The sequence below is a fragment of the Streptomyces sp. P3 genome (assembly GCF_003032475.1).
In the GTDB taxonomy this organism is placed as follows: Bacteria; Actinomycetota; Actinomycetes; order Streptomycetales; family Streptomycetaceae; genus Streptomyces.
The window spans coordinates 224,296-238,147 of sequence record NZ_CP028369.1 but is presented as its reverse complement, the minus strand read 5'-3'; the positions used below and the strand labels follow the sequence as shown (position 1 = coordinate 238,147).

The 13,852-nt window shown below is 71.4% G+C and carries 11 protein-coding genes; 8 read left to right on the top strand and 3 right to left on the bottom strand.

Translation table 11 applies throughout. The annotated features are described in order from the left end of the window. Positions 1-36: 36 nt before the first annotated feature. The 3 genes from C6376_RS00890 to eccE form a co-directional block, all read right to left on the bottom strand. Positions 37-3,603 carry an SCO5717 family growth-regulating ATPase gene (locus C6376_RS00890; RefSeq protein ID WP_107441642.1) on the bottom strand — a complete coding sequence of 1,189 codons (3,567 nt, stop codon included), beginning with the start codon at positions 3,601-3,603 and terminating at the stop codon, positions 37-39. A 353-nt stretch (positions 3,604-3,956) separates the two neighbouring features. After that, positions 3,957-4,733 (bottom strand): hypothetical protein, encoded by a 777-nt coding sequence (locus C6376_RS00885; protein WP_107441641.1) that lies wholly within the window; start codon positions 4,731-4,733, stop codon positions 3,957-3,959. Then, positions 4,730-6,052, bottom strand: coding sequence for a type VII secretion protein EccE (gene eccE, locus C6376_RS00880; protein ID WP_173985554.1), 1,323 nt, complete (start codon positions 6,050-6,052; stop codon positions 4,730-4,732). The genes C6376_RS00885 and eccE overlap by 4 nt, the downstream gene beginning before the upstream one ends. Before the next feature lie 208 nt (positions 6,053-6,260). On the opposite strand from eccE, the gene eccB reads away from it, so the two are divergent. The 8 genes from eccB (at position 6,261) to C6376_RS00840 (ending at position 13,814) form a co-directional block, all read left to right on the top strand. After that, positions 6,261-7,787: a type VII secretion protein EccB gene (gene eccB / locus C6376_RS00875; protein WP_107441639.1), complete on the top strand. Its 1,527-nt coding sequence runs from the start codon at positions 6,261-6,263 to the stop codon at positions 7,785-7,787. Between the two features lie 95 nt (positions 7,788-7,882). After that, a complete protein-coding gene (gene mycP / locus C6376_RS00870) occupies positions 7,883-9,151 on the top strand; it encodes a type VII secretion-associated serine protease mycosin (RefSeq protein ID WP_254075800.1) in 1,269 nt (422 codons plus the stop codon). Positions 9,152-9,288: 137 nt separating this feature from the next. Further along, a complete protein-coding gene (locus C6376_RS00865; RefSeq protein ID WP_107441637.1) occupies positions 9,289-9,711 on the top strand; it encodes a WXG100 family type VII secretion target in 423 nt (140 codons plus the stop codon). Positions 9,712-9,772: 61 nt separating this feature from the next. Continuing rightward, positions 9,773-10,087, top strand: coding sequence for a WXG100 family type VII secretion target (locus C6376_RS00860; RefSeq protein ID WP_107441636.1), 315 nt, complete (start codon positions 9,773-9,775; stop codon positions 10,085-10,087). Then, positions 10,087-11,781 carry an RNase A-like domain-containing protein gene (locus C6376_RS00855; protein WP_159083135.1) on the top strand — a complete coding sequence of 565 codons (1,695 nt, stop codon included), beginning with the start codon at positions 10,087-10,089 and terminating at the stop codon, positions 11,779-11,781. The genes C6376_RS00860 and C6376_RS00855 overlap by 1 nt, the downstream gene beginning before the upstream one ends. 40 nt (positions 11,782-11,821) lie before the next feature. Then, the gene (locus tag C6376_RS00850; protein WP_159083134.1) at positions 11,822-12,544 is read left to right on the top strand and encodes a hypothetical protein; all 723 of its coding nucleotides are present in this window, start codon (positions 11,822-11,824) and stop codon (positions 12,542-12,544) included. Between the two features lie 237 nt (positions 12,545-12,781). Further along, positions 12,782-13,081, top strand: coding sequence for an RNase A-like domain-containing protein (locus tag C6376_RS00845; protein ID WP_107448706.1), 300 nt, complete (start codon positions 12,782-12,784; stop codon positions 13,079-13,081). Positions 13,082-13,118: 37 nt separating this feature from the next. Next, complete coding sequence (locus C6376_RS00840) at positions 13,119-13,814, top strand: contact-dependent growth inhibition system immunity protein (protein ID WP_107441634.1); 696 nt, start codon at positions 13,119-13,121, stop codon at positions 13,812-13,814. Positions 13,815-13,852: the final 38 nt, after the last annotated feature.

Sequence of the window (13,852 nt, the reverse complement as noted above, 5' to 3'; positions counted from 1 at the left end):
CCGCCCCTCGGTCATTTCTCCGGGTGCTCGGTACTGCTACTGCTGCGGCGGTTGAGGCTGGGGCGCTTGCGGCGCCTCGGGAGCCTGGGGGTACGGCGGCTGTTCGGGCTGTTCGTGCTGCTGCGGATAGCCGTAACCGGCCGGGGGGTACCCCGGATGCGGTTGTTGCGGGTGCTGGGGCTGGTGCTGGGTGTAGGGCTCCTGGCCCGGTTGCTGTTGCTGTGGCGGTTGCTGTTGCTGCGGATACGGCGGGTACGGCTGACCCGGCTGCTGCGGGTACGGCTGGGCCGGCGGCTGTCCCTGGGGCACCGCCTGCTGCGGGAACGGCTGGCCGGGCTGGGGCGCCTGCGGCGGATAGGGATAGCCCGCCTGGGACGGATAGGACTGTCCAGGCGCGGGCTGTCCGGGCAGGGATTGCCCCGGCATGGGCTGTCCGGGCATCGGCTGTCCGGGCATGGGCGGGGCGGCCACCGGGGGCGGGTTGCCGTCGTTGGTCCACAGCCCCTGACGCTGCTGGTGGCGGATGAAGTCCTCCGCGACCAACGCCGTGAGGTTGAAGTACGCCTCGCGCACCTTCGGCCGCATCATGTCGAGGTCCACCTCCGCGCCCGCGGCGAGGTGCTCGTCGAACGGCACCACGACCACACCGCGGCAGCGGGTCTCGAAGTGCGACACGATGTCGTCCACCTTGATCATCTTGCCGGTCTCGCGCACCCCGGAGATCACGGTGAGGGACCGCGAGACGAGCTCGGCGTATCCGTGCGCGGACAGCCAGTCCAGCGTCGTGCTGGCGCTGCTCGCGCCGTCCACGGACGGCGTGGAGATGATGATGAGCTGGTCGGCGAGGTCGAGCACCCCGCGCATCGCGCTGTAGAGCAGACCGGTGCCGGAGTCGGTGAGGATGATCGGGTACTGGTTGCCGAGCACCTCGATCGCGCGCCGGTAGTCCTCGTCGTTGAAGGCCGTGGACACCGCCGGGTCGACGTCGTTGGCGATGATCTCCAGGCCGGAGGGCGCCTGGGAGGTGAACCGCCGGATGTCCATGTAGGAGTTGAGGTACGGGATCGCCTGGACGAGGTCACGGATCGTGGCTCCCGTCTCCCGGCGCACCCGTCGGCCGAGCGTGCCGGCGTCCGGGTTGGCGTCGATCGCGAGGATCTTGTCCTGGCGTTCGGTGGCGAGGGTGGCGCCGAGCGCGGTGGTCGTCGTGGTCTTGCCCACGCCGCCCTTGAGGCTGATGACGGCGATCCGGTAGCACGACAGCACCGGCGTGCGGATCAGCTCCAGTTTGCGCTGACGCTCCGCCTCCTCCTTCTTCCCGCCGAGCTTGAAGCGGGAGGACGCGGCGGTCGGTCGGCCACTCTTCGCCTTCTGCTTCTTGTTGTTGAGCAGTCGGTCGGACGACAGCTCCACGGCGGCCGTGTAACCCAGGGGCGCGGCACCGGGGTTGACCGGCTGCCGCTGGTCGTGCTGGATCGGCTGCGGCCAGGCGGCCCCGGCCCGGGGATCGACCGGCTGCTGGGAGACCTGCGGTGTATGCGGCTGCTCGGGCTGCGGTGCCTGGGGCGCGGGTGGCTGGGGGAAGCCGTAGGCGCCGGGGGCGGCAGGCGGGGTCGGCTGAGGCGCCGAGGTCGGCTGCGCCACCGGGGGCTGTCCGTCGCCCTGCTGCGGAATCCCCGGCTGCGGGAATCCGGGCTGGGGGAATCCCGGCTGGATCTGGGGTGCCTGGGCAACCTGCGGCTGCGGGGCCTGCGGGGCCTGCGGGGCCTGCGGGGCCTGCGGGGCCTGTGGCGCGGGTGGCTGGGGGAAGCCGTAGCCACCGGGGACGGCAGGCGGCGTCGGGTGCGGCTGTTGCGCGGCTGCGGCGGGGGGCGCCGCTGGATCCGCGTGGTGCTGGGGGAAGCCGTGACCGCCGGGTGCCGCGGGCGGCCGGGCGGCCGGAGGCATCGGCTGGGAGCCCGGCATCGGAGCATGAGCAGGAGCGGCGGGAGACGTCGCAGGGCCCGCGTTGTGCTGCGGGAAGCCGTAACCGCCGGGGACGCCTGGCGGGTTCGGTGCGGGAGCGACGCCGGGCGGCGGAAAACCGTAGCCCGGCTGCGGGGCCTGGGGCTGCTGCGGGGCCGGGGCCTGGGCATGCGGCTGTGGGGCCTGGGGGGACGGGGGGTGAGGGAAGCCGTAACCGGGCTGCGGTCCGGCCGGAGCGGGCTGCTGGGCCGCCGGGTTCCAGCCGGCCGGGGCCTGGGCCACGGCGTCGGCCGGCTGCGGCTGTGCCGGCCACTGGGCCGCCGCCGCAGGGGCCGCGGGCTCGTACGACGGCGGCAGCGGTGGCAGTTCGGCGTGTGGAGCCGGCGGGGGCGTCCAGGCGGCCGGGGCGGCGGGAACGGCGTGCTGGGGAGCGGCAGCGTCGCCCTGCGGAACGCCGCCCGACTCGGCTGCGGATTCCGCGGCGGCGGCCACGGCGGCGTTGTCGGGTGTCGGTTCCGTCGCGCCACCGGCGTCCGGGCCCTCGGGCAGAGCCGTGGGCCCGGTCTCCGGCTGGGCCCCGGCAGTGGCGTCCGCCTGCGCCTGCGCCTCCGCCTGAGCATTCGCCTTCGCGTCCGCAGGGGCGTCCGCGTCCGCGTCCGCCTGCGCCTCCGCGGGCGCTTCCGCCTCGGCGGCGGTGTCACCGTCCGCGTCCGTGGCCACGGACGCGGACGGGTCCGACGCATCCGGGGAGGCGGTTGTCTCAGCGCCCTCGGACACCGGGGAGACCTCAGGGGAGGAATCCGTGGCCGTTCCGGGGGACTCGGCCGGCTCGTCGGCGTGGACGGGCTCGACGGGAGTCTCGTCGGCACCTGCGGCACCCGTCGCGTCGACGGGTGTTTCGTTGTCGGCCGCGACGGTGTCGTCCCTCTCCGCGGGCTTCTCGGGTTCGGCCTGCACCGTGGCGCCGTGTTCCGCCTTCGCGATGTCACGCCGGAGAGCGGCCGACGAGAAGCGCATGGTGGCACCGCTCTCGAGGTCGCCGTTGTCGTCGTCGCCCCGCTCGGCGACGCCTGCGTCGAGGCCCGCGCCCGCAGCCCCCCAGGGCGCCGCCGGATGTCCCTGGGACTGCGGCTGAACATGAGGCTGGGGCTGAACATGGGGTTGGGGCTGCGCTTGGGGTTGCGGCTCGAAGCCGCCGGCCGGCGGAACGCCGGGCACCTGGGCCGGCTCGGCGGCGAAGGGCGCGGCAGGAGGCACGGCCGGATTCACCGGGCCGGCAGGGTGCACCGGGCCGACGGGATTCACCGCACCCGTGGCGTTCGCGGGGTCGGTCGACACGGGAGGGGCCGTAGGCGCGCCGGGCGGCGGAGGCGTGGCCGACCCGAACGGCGCCCCCGGAGCAGGCGGCGTGACCGGGCCGCCCGGGACTCCGGGGGCCGGCGGTGCGGCAGGAGCGGCAGGCGTTCCCGGCGCGGGTGTCGCTCCTGCCGCACCGCCGCCCGCGTTCTGCGTGTACCAAGCCGGCGGCGCGTAGTCGATGGTGAACTCGCCCGTAGCCTCGACGGCGGATTCCGCGTCGGGCTGGTCATCGCCGGGTGTGGCCCAGCCCCCGCGGATGCCGTCCCGATCGCTGCTCACAGTTCCTCCTGGTTGGTCGAGCACCCTCATGCCGTGCCGAAGCGACCGTTTCTGTCGTCCGATGTGGGTTCGCGGCCGTCTGACGTCGTCGGATGTGCGGGCCCTTCCCCGGGGGCGCCGACGTCCACCCCACGGTTTCCGGCCCTGCGCCCCGTACCAGCCTAATCACCGAACGGCCCGCCCCGGCAGGCCCGCCCACCCCTCGGCACCGGTCCGTCACGTCACGCACCGCCCGAGAGGCCGCGCGGACATGTCGGCTCACTCGACAAAACTGCCATAGTGCCCGAAGTGCCGCGCAGTTGGAAGCGGAAGAGGCCTCGGTAAGTGCCGCGAGGGTGGAAGCGGAAGCGGCCTCAGTCGATCCGTCTCGGCGTGCCCAGCAGCCCGATCTCCGCGTCGGTGGGCTGGGTCATCACGTACTGCCGGTCCCGGTCCCCGCACCACAGCGTGAAGCCGTCGGCGAGGGCGGGCAGGGCCTCCACGTCACGAGCGGGCAGCGCGAGCGCGCGTCCGAGTTCCGTTGCCTCGTCCGGCGAGATCCGCTGCACGCCCACGAGTCGGGCCTGCCGTATCAACCGGGGAGCGACCGGGCTGAGATACGGCAGCAGGGTCAGCACGGACTGCCAGGGCCCGGAGGCGACCCGTCCGCGCGGGGGGCGCATACCGCAGTCCCGCACCACCAACGCGGGCGTACCCGCCGAGGCGCCCTGCGGAGGCACCCGTCCGACCTCGTACACCGCCAGCCCGTTCTGTCCGCCGCCCATCGCGTGCACCATCTGCACCCAGGCCTGCGGCCGCCCCGTCTCCACGGCCACCCGGGCCCCGGTGGCCGCCGCCCTCAGCGCCAGCACCTGCGCCGTCCACAGACCGCCGATGAGGACGACGTCGTACGGCGAGGGCCGGTTGATCCCCAGCACGGCCGGCCGCCCTTCGGCGTCCACACCGATCACGACACCGTCGTCCCCGATGGGCAGGGCGAGGGCCCCCAGTTGTTCCAGAGACGCCGAGTGGCGGCCGTGCCGCGGCCCGAGGAGGCCGAAGCCACTGCGCGGCGAGCGGCGTCCGGACCGCCCGGCGGGCGGCTCCGGTTCACCGGAATCGGTGGTTGCGTGTGCTGTCGTCGCCGTCATCGAGCACCTCCGAGGGGCAGTGTCGCGAGCATGCCGGGCACCTGCTCCCGGTCGAGGCGGGCGAGGCCCGCGCCGGTGTGCCGGGCGGCGCCCTGCACCGCGCGCCGGGCCGCCACGAGTTCGTCGTCACTGCGCCCGGTCACCCGGATGTGCCCGGACAGGGACACCTCCTGCCGTTCGCCGCGCGCGAGCGTGACGCTGAACGTGGTGGCGAGCGCGGGAACGGCCGTGACCAGGGCGACGAACTGCGGCAGCGAGGGACCGGCGCCGCCCAGCGCGGGCCAGCGGCGCAACCAGTACGTGGTGTGGCGGCGGTTGTCGCACCGCCAGCTCCGGCCGGTCTCCTCGGTCCGCCGCTCCAGCTGGCCGGTCCGGCCTGCCTCCGCCGTGACCAGCGGGTTGGCGCAGGCGGACGTGGCGACGGCGGCGGTCAGCTCCTCCTCGTCGAGGACGGTCGCCCGGAACCCGGCGCCGGTCAGCCGGCTCGCGAGATGGTCCGCCGCCCGCACGACGCACTTCTGCGCCCCGCTCAGGCCACCCCCGCGGACCGCGACGGCCTCCGGGCACAGCTCGGGGTCCAGCTTCAGCGCGATCCAGGTGATCCGCACGGCGGGCGCCCCGGTCTGCTCCTGCAGCGGCGCGTAGTTGGCCACCGCCACCGACTGCCGGGGCAGATGCAGGGCGGGCGCGGGCTGGGTGTGCAGCACGATCTGCGCGGACTCCAGGACGATGCCGTCCACTTCGAGGGCGTCCGCCACCAGCGCCAGGGGCAGCGGCTGACGGTCCCGCTCGGCGCGCAACGCGGTCGCGTCAGCCTGCACCTGCAGGACGGCGGTGACGAACGTGCCGTCCCCGACGAGCCCGACCGGCCGCCGGTCGCGTCCGCCGTACGTGTAGGTGCGCAGGCCGGGATCGCACTCCACGGCCGGCCCGAACCCCGGTTCCGTCCCGGGCGGTATCCCGAGCCGGTCGGCCCGGCGCCGGCGGGCCTTCAACGCCCGTGCGGTGGCCAGCCATTCCGGCAGCGAGCGGCCCCGGCGGCGGGCGAAGGCGAGGATCACCAGTGCGACGGCGACGATCCCCGCCGCGACCACGGCCACGGGCCCGGCCACCCAGCCGACGACCATCGCCGCCGCCGCGATCTCCAGCAGGACGAGGCGTTGCAACCGGAATGCCCCGCCTTGCGCGGTGCGCGCCCTGAGGTGCGGCGCCCCGGACGCCGAGGGGTTTCGGCCCCGTGCGGGCGGCTGCGGACCGGTGGGCGCGGAGCCCCGGTTCCGCGACCGGCCGGCCAAGCGCACGCCCGTTCCCGAAGCCATCACTCCATCTCCCCGTTCCGTTCACGAATCACCCGTGTTCCAGCACCGCACACGGCACTCGACGGCCCAGGAACCCTACCCGCTCCCCGAGTCCCCAGGGTTACCGGGCATAGTAGGTGGCCGCTCTGACATCGAAAGACGGGGAACCGGGCCCGCCCGCGCAGCAGATCACGCGGATCGGCCGGAAAACGGGGAGTGACGAGCACAGATGGCATCTCGGCGGGACCAGCTCAACGCCTACACCTTCGCGAAGCGCAGGATGCTCGCGGCCTTCCTCCAGTCGTCACCCGACGGTTCGGAGGAGGGGGCGCCGCGACCGCTGCGCGGAATCCTGCCCGGCATCGTGGTCGGGGTGATCGTCATGGCCGTCTTCGGGGCGTGGGGCATGTTCAAGCCGACCGCCCCCAAGGGCTGGGACGAGCCCAACGCCAAGGTGATCGTCGCGAGCAAGTCGACCACCCGCTACGTCGTCCTGCGGACCGGCAAAGAGGTCCAGCTGCACCCGGTCCTCAACATGGCCTCCGCGAAACTGCTCCTCGAGGAGGGGCAGGGCGACGTGGTGACGGTCTCGGAGTCCGTCCTGGACAGCGGCAAGGTTCCGCACGGTGTGACCGTCGGCATCCCGTACGCCCCCGACCGGCTGCCCTCCGCGTCCGAGGCGGGCACCTCCAAGCGCTGGGCGGTCTGCGAGCGGCCGGGGGCGGGCGGCGGCGCCTCGGTCCAGAAGGCCGCGCTGGTGCTGGCGTCCCGTGAGAAGGACGCCACCGAGGGCTCGGAGCGCCTGCACGGCGGCCAACTGCTGTACGTGGCAGGCCCGGACGGCAAGCGTTTCGTCGTGGACGCGGCCGGCACCGCGTATCCGGTGGGCGGCGACGACGAGTTGCTGCTGCGCGCGGTGGTCGGCTCCGGCCGGCAGCCGCAGCGGGTCTCCGCGGAATGGCTGGCGACCCTGCACCGGGGCGACCGGATCGCCTTCCCGGACGTCCCCGGAGAGCCCGGCTCCGCGGCCGGCGCGCCCGGCCGGCTGGGCGGGGCGGAGAACAGGATCGGCATGGTGCTCAAGGCGTCCGACAACCACAAGGACCAGTACTACGTGGTGGTGAAGGGCCGGGTGGCTCCCGTCTCCGCGTTCGTCGCGCAACTGCTGCTGTTCAGCAAGGAACTGACCACGCTCGGCCAGGACGGTCACGCCCGCGAGATGAGCCCCGGAGCGATCGTGCCGGGCGCACCGTTCGGCACCGAGCACCGCTGGCCGACGGGGAGCCCCGTGCCGGTCAACGAGGCGTCGTCGGCCGCCGGGAGCCGCAGCACGGTCTGCACCGTCCTGCGGGGCGTGAACGCGGGAACGGGGGCCACGACCCTGAGCACCTGGGCGGGCGACGACTTCCCGGCCAAGCTGCCCACGGGCTCCTCCAGTGCCTACGTCACCCCCGGCTCCGGCCAGCTCTACCGCCAGTTCCAGGGCGAGGAGACCAAGGCCGGGCCGGTCTTCCTCGTCACCGACACGGGACTGCGCTACGTCCTGCAGTCCAACGGCGACAGCGCGACGGACGACGCGGGCATCGGCACCACCCCCGAACAGCGCGAGAAGCAGCAGCAGGAGGCCAAGCAGGCCCAGACCCTGCTGGGTTACAAGGACGTCGACCCGGCGCCGATCCCGGCCGCCTGGTCGGAGTTCCTGCCCACCGGCCCCCGCCTGTCGACGGCGGCGGCCCGCCAGCCGCAGGGCTCGTGAGAAGGGAGACGGCGATGGCGCCGCGTACGACGCCCGCCCCGCACGGGACGCCCGCCCCGCACGGGACGTCACGGCGATCCGCGACGTGGCGACCCGTGGCATGGCGTTCCGCGACGTGGGCCCTGCGCACGACGCTCGCGACGGCCGCCCTCCTCACGACCGCCACCACCCTCGCACCCCCCGCGGCGGCCGCGCCGGAAGGGGGCAAACTGCCCTACTCCGACCAGTGCGCGTTCCCCAACGGCGACTACCCGGGCCGCCCCTGGTCCCTGCAGCGGGTCCTGCTGGACGAACTGTGGAGCCGCTCCAAGGGCAAGGGCGTCCGGGTGGCCGTCATCGACACGGGCGTGGACGTAAAGAACCCGCAGCTCGCCCACGCGGTGGACGTGAAGGCCGGCATCAACCTCCTGCCGAAGAACCTCAAGGAGGAGGACGGCGACCCGATCGAGCGCGGCAACGAGAACGGCACGACGGACACCGTCGGCCACGGCACCAAGGTCGCCGGCATCATCGCGGCCCGCCCCCTCGAAGGCACCGGCTTCGTGGGCCTGGCCCCCGAGGCCACGATCATCCCGATCCAGCAGAACGACGCCGAAGGCCACGGCGACACCAAGTCCCTCGCCCGGGCGATCCGGTACGCAGCCCAGGCCGGAGCCGGGGTCATCAACATCTCCCAGGACACCTCCAACGCGCTGAAGCCGTCTCCCGACCTGGAGAAGGCGATCGACGAGGCGCTGGCGCGCAAGATCGTCGTGGTGGCGTCGGCGGGCAATGACGGCCTCGGCGGCAACGTCAAGGAGACGTACCCCGCCTCCTACGAGGGCGTCCTCGCGGTGGCCGCCTCGGACCGCAACAACGAGCGTGCCTCCTTCTCCCAGTCCGGCGACTTCGTCGGCGTCGCCGCCCCCGGCGTCGACATGATCTCCACGGTGCCCCAGGGCGGCCACTGCTCCGACAACGGGACGAGCTTCTCCGCGCCGTACGTGGCGGGCGTGGCCGCGCTGCTCAAGGCACGGCACCCGGACTGGACCGCACGCGAGATCGTCGCGCAGATCGAGCAGACCGCGGAGCGCACCATCGCGGGCCACGACCGCCTGGTCGGCTGGGGCGTCGTCGACCCGGTCCGCGCCGTGACGGAGGACGACCGCCCCATCGAGTCCCCACGCCCCGAAGGCGGCCTGGGCAAGGCCGAGGCCCCGTCCCCCGCCAAGTTCCAGATCGGCGAGACCCCCGACGAACGCAACACCCGCCTCGCCACCTACGTCACCGTCGCGGCGGCCGTCCTCGTAGCCGGCCTCACCGGCACGGCGGTGGCCATCCGCGACGCCCGCAAACGCTCCCGCAGGCTCGCGGGGGCGGGCTAGGGAGCGGAGTAACGGCGCGAAACAGCCGACGCTCGCGGCCACGGGGCGAGTTGAGGCGTGCATGAGGCACGGACTTATAGGATCATCGCAACAGCAAGCGACTTATGATGCCGATGCGTCGGGGGACGGGGGTAGGCATGGGTGTGCCCGGAGCCGGCTCGGGGCAGGGGAGCGGCCCGAATTTGCGGGTCTCCGCAACAAGCCTCACCAAACTCGCCGGCGACCTGGACGACATGCAGGATCACCTGGACAAACAGGTGCAGCGCATGGACGCGATCGTCGACCGCATCGAGGCGGGCTGGCGCGGCCCGGCGGCGTCGGCGTACCGCGACTTCCACCGCGCCGCGGCCGAGGACGCCGTACGCATCCGTGAAGTGATGAAGCTGCTGGAGGAGGCGGTACGGCTCAGCCGCGACGGCTTCTCCCAGGACGACCTCGAAGTGCTCGCCCACATGCGCCAGATCCAGGTGGACGTCGACAGCGAGGTCGCCCGCCTGTCGACCCCGAACACCGAGCCGCCGCCGTCGGCAGCACCGCGCAGCAGCCTCGACTCCTTCTGACGCGCAGGCCGAGCGCTCTTTCCCGCCACAGCTGCCGCAGCCGCCGATACCAAGGGGGACCATGACGAACAGCGCCGCACCCGACGAACACATCACCGTCTCCTTCGCCACGCTCCACGAGCTGGCGGCGGACCTGGAGGACATTCTCAAGGGACTGAATGAGAAGTTGGACGGCCTCTACGACCGTGTCGTCCCGGTCGTTGCGGGTTGGGAGGGTGAGACGCGTGAGGTGTTCGTCGACAAGCTCGACGAGTGGGACCGCTCGGCGCAGGACCTGCAAGCCGCCCAGAAGTGGCTGCACGCGTACGTGACCACCGGCCACACGAACTACGCAGCGGCCCACCTGGCAGTACTGCGGGGCTGGGGAGCGGCCTGATGGGCACCCCGATCCCGTCCGCCAGCGGCACCATCGACGTCAAGCCGTCCCACCTGCACTACGTGGCGGGCGGCTTCGCCGGGCAGCAGACTCCCTTCGACAAGGCAGCCAAGGATCTGCTCACCGAGCTGAACAAGTATCCGGACGCGGGTGGTTTCGGAACGTCCGCCGAGGACCTGGCGAAGGCGTACGTCGAGGTCGGCACCCTGTACCTCAAGGTGTGGGCCAGATCGGTCGAGAGCATCGGCGGCGTCGGTGTCGGGTTTGCGACGACCGCCAACAATTATGCGAAGGCCGAGGCGGCGAACGACGCGTCCGGCAAGACCAAACCTGCCGTGCAACCGCCGCCACAGGTGATCCAGAAGGAGCCGAACTACGGCTCGGTGCCAAATCTCAAATGGGGCGACGACGACGGCGGCGACGATTTCATCCGCTCGCTTCTTGAAGGCATTCCGGAAGTCGTCTGGCACATCATCAGGCCCCTTCTGGAGGACGCCTTCCGTTGGGGCAAGGTGGCGGAGGTCTACCCCTATCCCCAGCAGCACTACCTGAACTCCCTGTCACAGGCATGGGGCGACATGACCATCACGCTCTCCATGACGGAGGGCACGCTGACCGGCCTGGTGAGCGGTATCACGCAGCAGAGCAACAGCGAGTGGTACGACGCCATGCGTCAATTCTGCAGCTCCTTGTGGGGAACCAGCGCATGGGGGAAGAACCCTCAGAACCGCCCCTACAAGTGGAAGCACGACAGCGCTTCCAGCCCCACTGCCACCCACCCTGTCATGTCGGTCCTCTTCGACAGCGCGAAGAAGATCAGTGATCTGCTGCGCGAGTTCGCAGAGGCAGCGGTCGACCTGAACGGCAAGGTATGGGACATCTACGTCGAAGCAGTGAAACGGGCCGTCGGCAACATCGACCTCAGTGACGGCCTCGACATGGACGACGTCAAAAAGGGAGCCAAGGCGGTCGGCCGTGTTGTGAAGGGGCTCTTTTCGGCGGGCGCGGAGCTGGGCGCCGAGATCACACTCAACATCGACACCGCGGCGATCAACGCGGTGGTGGAGCACTACAACCGGCGGGTCAACGCCTTGACGCCCCAGTTCCGCGCCCTCAAGCCGGATCTGGAGGAAGCGCAGCTCAGCGCTCCCCGCTACGCGGCCGAGGAGGCCCGCGCCGAGGCCTTCGGCGCCCGCGCCCTCAACGACTTCAAGAAGGAGCACCAGTGGACGGTGCCGGGCGACGATGCGGCAAACCACAGATATCCGCTCGATCTGGCCGGTCAGGAATACATCGCGAACTCCCACGGCGTGGACAAGCACATCGGCAAGGACGATGCTCAGCTCGCCCAGCGGCTGCGTGACCAGACCAACATTCCTGCTGCCTCCACCTTCACCACCCTGGCCGATGGCCAGAAGTACACACAGCTGTGCATCGACAAGAACCAGGGCGACATCAAGGCCTATCTGGAAAGCGGCCCCCCGTACCACCCGCCGAACAAGGTCTTCACCTATCATGATGTAAATGGTCCGGTGACCGGAAGAAGTCTTTCCAAGTCGGACTACCAGGCTTCCCTGAACTCTCAACAGCCGCCGAATGTAGTCGACTCGCACGGTGTGCAGATCCGGGTGAAGCCCGACCCGGGAATGGACCCGCCGTTCACGCTCATAACGTCCACGCCCACGAAGAACTGACATGGAATCGACCCGTAGACCCGAGGAGTGGCCGAGCGACATGCTCAGCGAAGACACGATCAACCATTGCCGCTTTGCGGGTGCGCGAGTCCTCCTGTCGGTGTTTCGCGACGGACGAACCGTCGACGTTGCGGAGGAACGTGACACTGTCCTCGAACCGGTTCTGCGCTCCCTTTGGCTTGCCGGTAGAAGGGGTGGGCGGAACCTCTGCGAGGCCGCTGCGCAGGTACGCCTGATCGCCGATGCCCTGGAGCCGGGCTCGGGCGGCAGCCCTCCCGTACCCGCAGACCTGGGCGAAATCATCGCCGCCTGGCCCGTGGACGAGCCGTGGTCGGTGCTGCGAGCCATGGCTGAGCGCGCGGAATCCTGGGAGTCGGGCTTCGTGGCCAAACTCCTCGACGCGAACCCCACCAGCCAGGAACTCGGCCGCCGCTTCCCCCGGCTGACCGAATTCCTCCTGAACTACTACGGTCAGGACGGAATGGCGACCGAAGGGGACATGACGGAGGTCGAGGGACTGCAGCTCTTCATCGAAGAATGCCACCCCATCTGTCTGTGGTGCCTCCCTCCTGTCGCGGCGGAATGCGCGGAAGCGCTGGCCATCTTCCACAGCGAGGAGACGCTGCGACGGTTTTTCGAAGAGGAACACGGCTTGGGATCGGGGAATCTCACCTGGTCGGAATGGCTCCCCCTCATCATCGAGACCTTCACCGCGCATATGCGCGAGCACCATTCACCGGACTGGACCTCGGCATCGTCCTGACCGGAGCAGACGCAGGTGCTCGCCGACGCCCGGATGCACCTCGGCCGGTACGGTGACGACGTCGCCTGCTACCGCAACATCACCGACGCCCGCGTGTCCCCGTCGCCCGACGTTTCGTCCGGTGTCAACGGGTGGACGCCCCTCACGCGGTACGGCGGAGACTTCGGATTCGTCGTCGTCTCGTCCGAAGAAGTGGGCGTCTTCTGTTCGTCCAACCCGTCTGATGGAGCCCAACACTTGCGCACCCGCACCGCCACCTACCCCGACCGTGAGACCGCCCAGTGGGCCACCCAGCAGGTCGTCACCGCCAACGAGCAGGTCATTCACCGCTGGCTGGCCGGGTCCACGCGCCCCCGCCTGACCATCGAGGCGTCCTGGCCCTCGCGGCCGGAGCCGGTCGGCCGGGTGCTGGTGCAGGCGATGATGCTGGCCGGCCGGGAGCCCGTCGACGTCCACGCGGCCCGGGTGATCCTCAAGCGGGACGCAAGCCGCCCGCACGGCTTCACCGTTCATGCGACTTTCCCCGTGTACCTGTAGAAACCCAGCATTAGAAACCCTGTAGAGGCTGCCCACCGTGCCCCTGAGCCCCCTCGAACACGACCGCCGTTACGGCGAGTTGGACCAGGTGATCCGCGCCTATGCCGGCAGGCCGGCGGACGACACCGCCGACAGGCCGAGTCTCGCCCTGACCGCCTATCTGCGCCACACCTGGCACACCCGCCCCTGGGCCCTGGCCGTGGCGGAACGCCAGCTGCGCGAGTACGCCGACAACCCGCCCGGCCGACTCCGGGTCCGCCTGGGCGAGTTCTACGCCGTCCCGGACGTCGGCCTGCCGGAAGCCGAGATCCAGCAGTGGCTCTACTGCCTGGCCGACCACCTCCGGCACAGCGTCGAGCAGGGCCAGGTTCCGCCGCCCGCCGTCCCCGCCACCCACTGGGAGTGGCACGCCCGCTTTCCGGAACTGGGCCAGTTCCTCGGCGGCTGGTTCTCGCAGGACATGCCCGACGAGTTCGACGACCACGACGCGGCCGTCGACGACTACCGCTCGCACACCGACCCGCACCTCGCGGCCCGCCTCGTCGGCGAACTGCACGAACTGCTCGCCCTCGACCTGGACGAGCCCGACTACGCCCTGGCCGTGGCCGAGTTGGGCATGGAGGTCGACCCTCCGGCCCCGTACGCCCCCAGCGGATGGCTGGCACACGTCGCAGGCCGACTCAGCGCCCCACGCGCCGACTACGGCCCCGGAGCGCCGACGGACGGGCCCTGACGGGCGACCAGGTCATCTCGCGGTCAAGCGCTGATCTG

What these genes read in the sequence shown, in the direction of transcription:
- C6376_RS00865 (WP_107441637.1), top strand. Translation starts at nt 9,289, where the DNA reads ATGGGTGTGCCCGGAGCCGGCTCGGGGCAGGGGAGCGGCCCGAATTTG.
- C6376_RS00850 (WP_159083134.1), top strand. Translation starts at nt 11,822, where the DNA reads ATGCTCAGCGAAGACACGATCAACCATTGCCGCTTTGCGGGTGCGCGA.
- eccB (WP_107441639.1), top strand. Translation starts at nt 6,261, where the DNA reads ATGGCATCTCGGCGGGACCAGCTCAACGCCTACACCTTCGCGAAGCGC.
- eccE (WP_173985554.1), bottom strand. Translation starts at nt 6,052, where the DNA reads ATGGCTTCGGGAACGGGCGTGCGCTTGGCCGGCCGGTCGCGGAACCGG.
- C6376_RS00885 (WP_107441641.1), bottom strand. Translation starts at nt 4,733, where the DNA reads ATGACGGCGACGACAGCACACGCAACCACCGATTCCGGTGAACCGGAG.
- C6376_RS00855 (WP_159083135.1), top strand. Translation starts at nt 10,087, where the DNA reads ATGGGCACCCCGATCCCGTCCGCCAGCGGCACCATCGACGTCAAGCCG.
- C6376_RS00860 (WP_107441636.1), top strand. Translation starts at nt 9,773, where the DNA reads ATGACGAACAGCGCCGCACCCGACGAACACATCACCGTCTCCTTCGCC.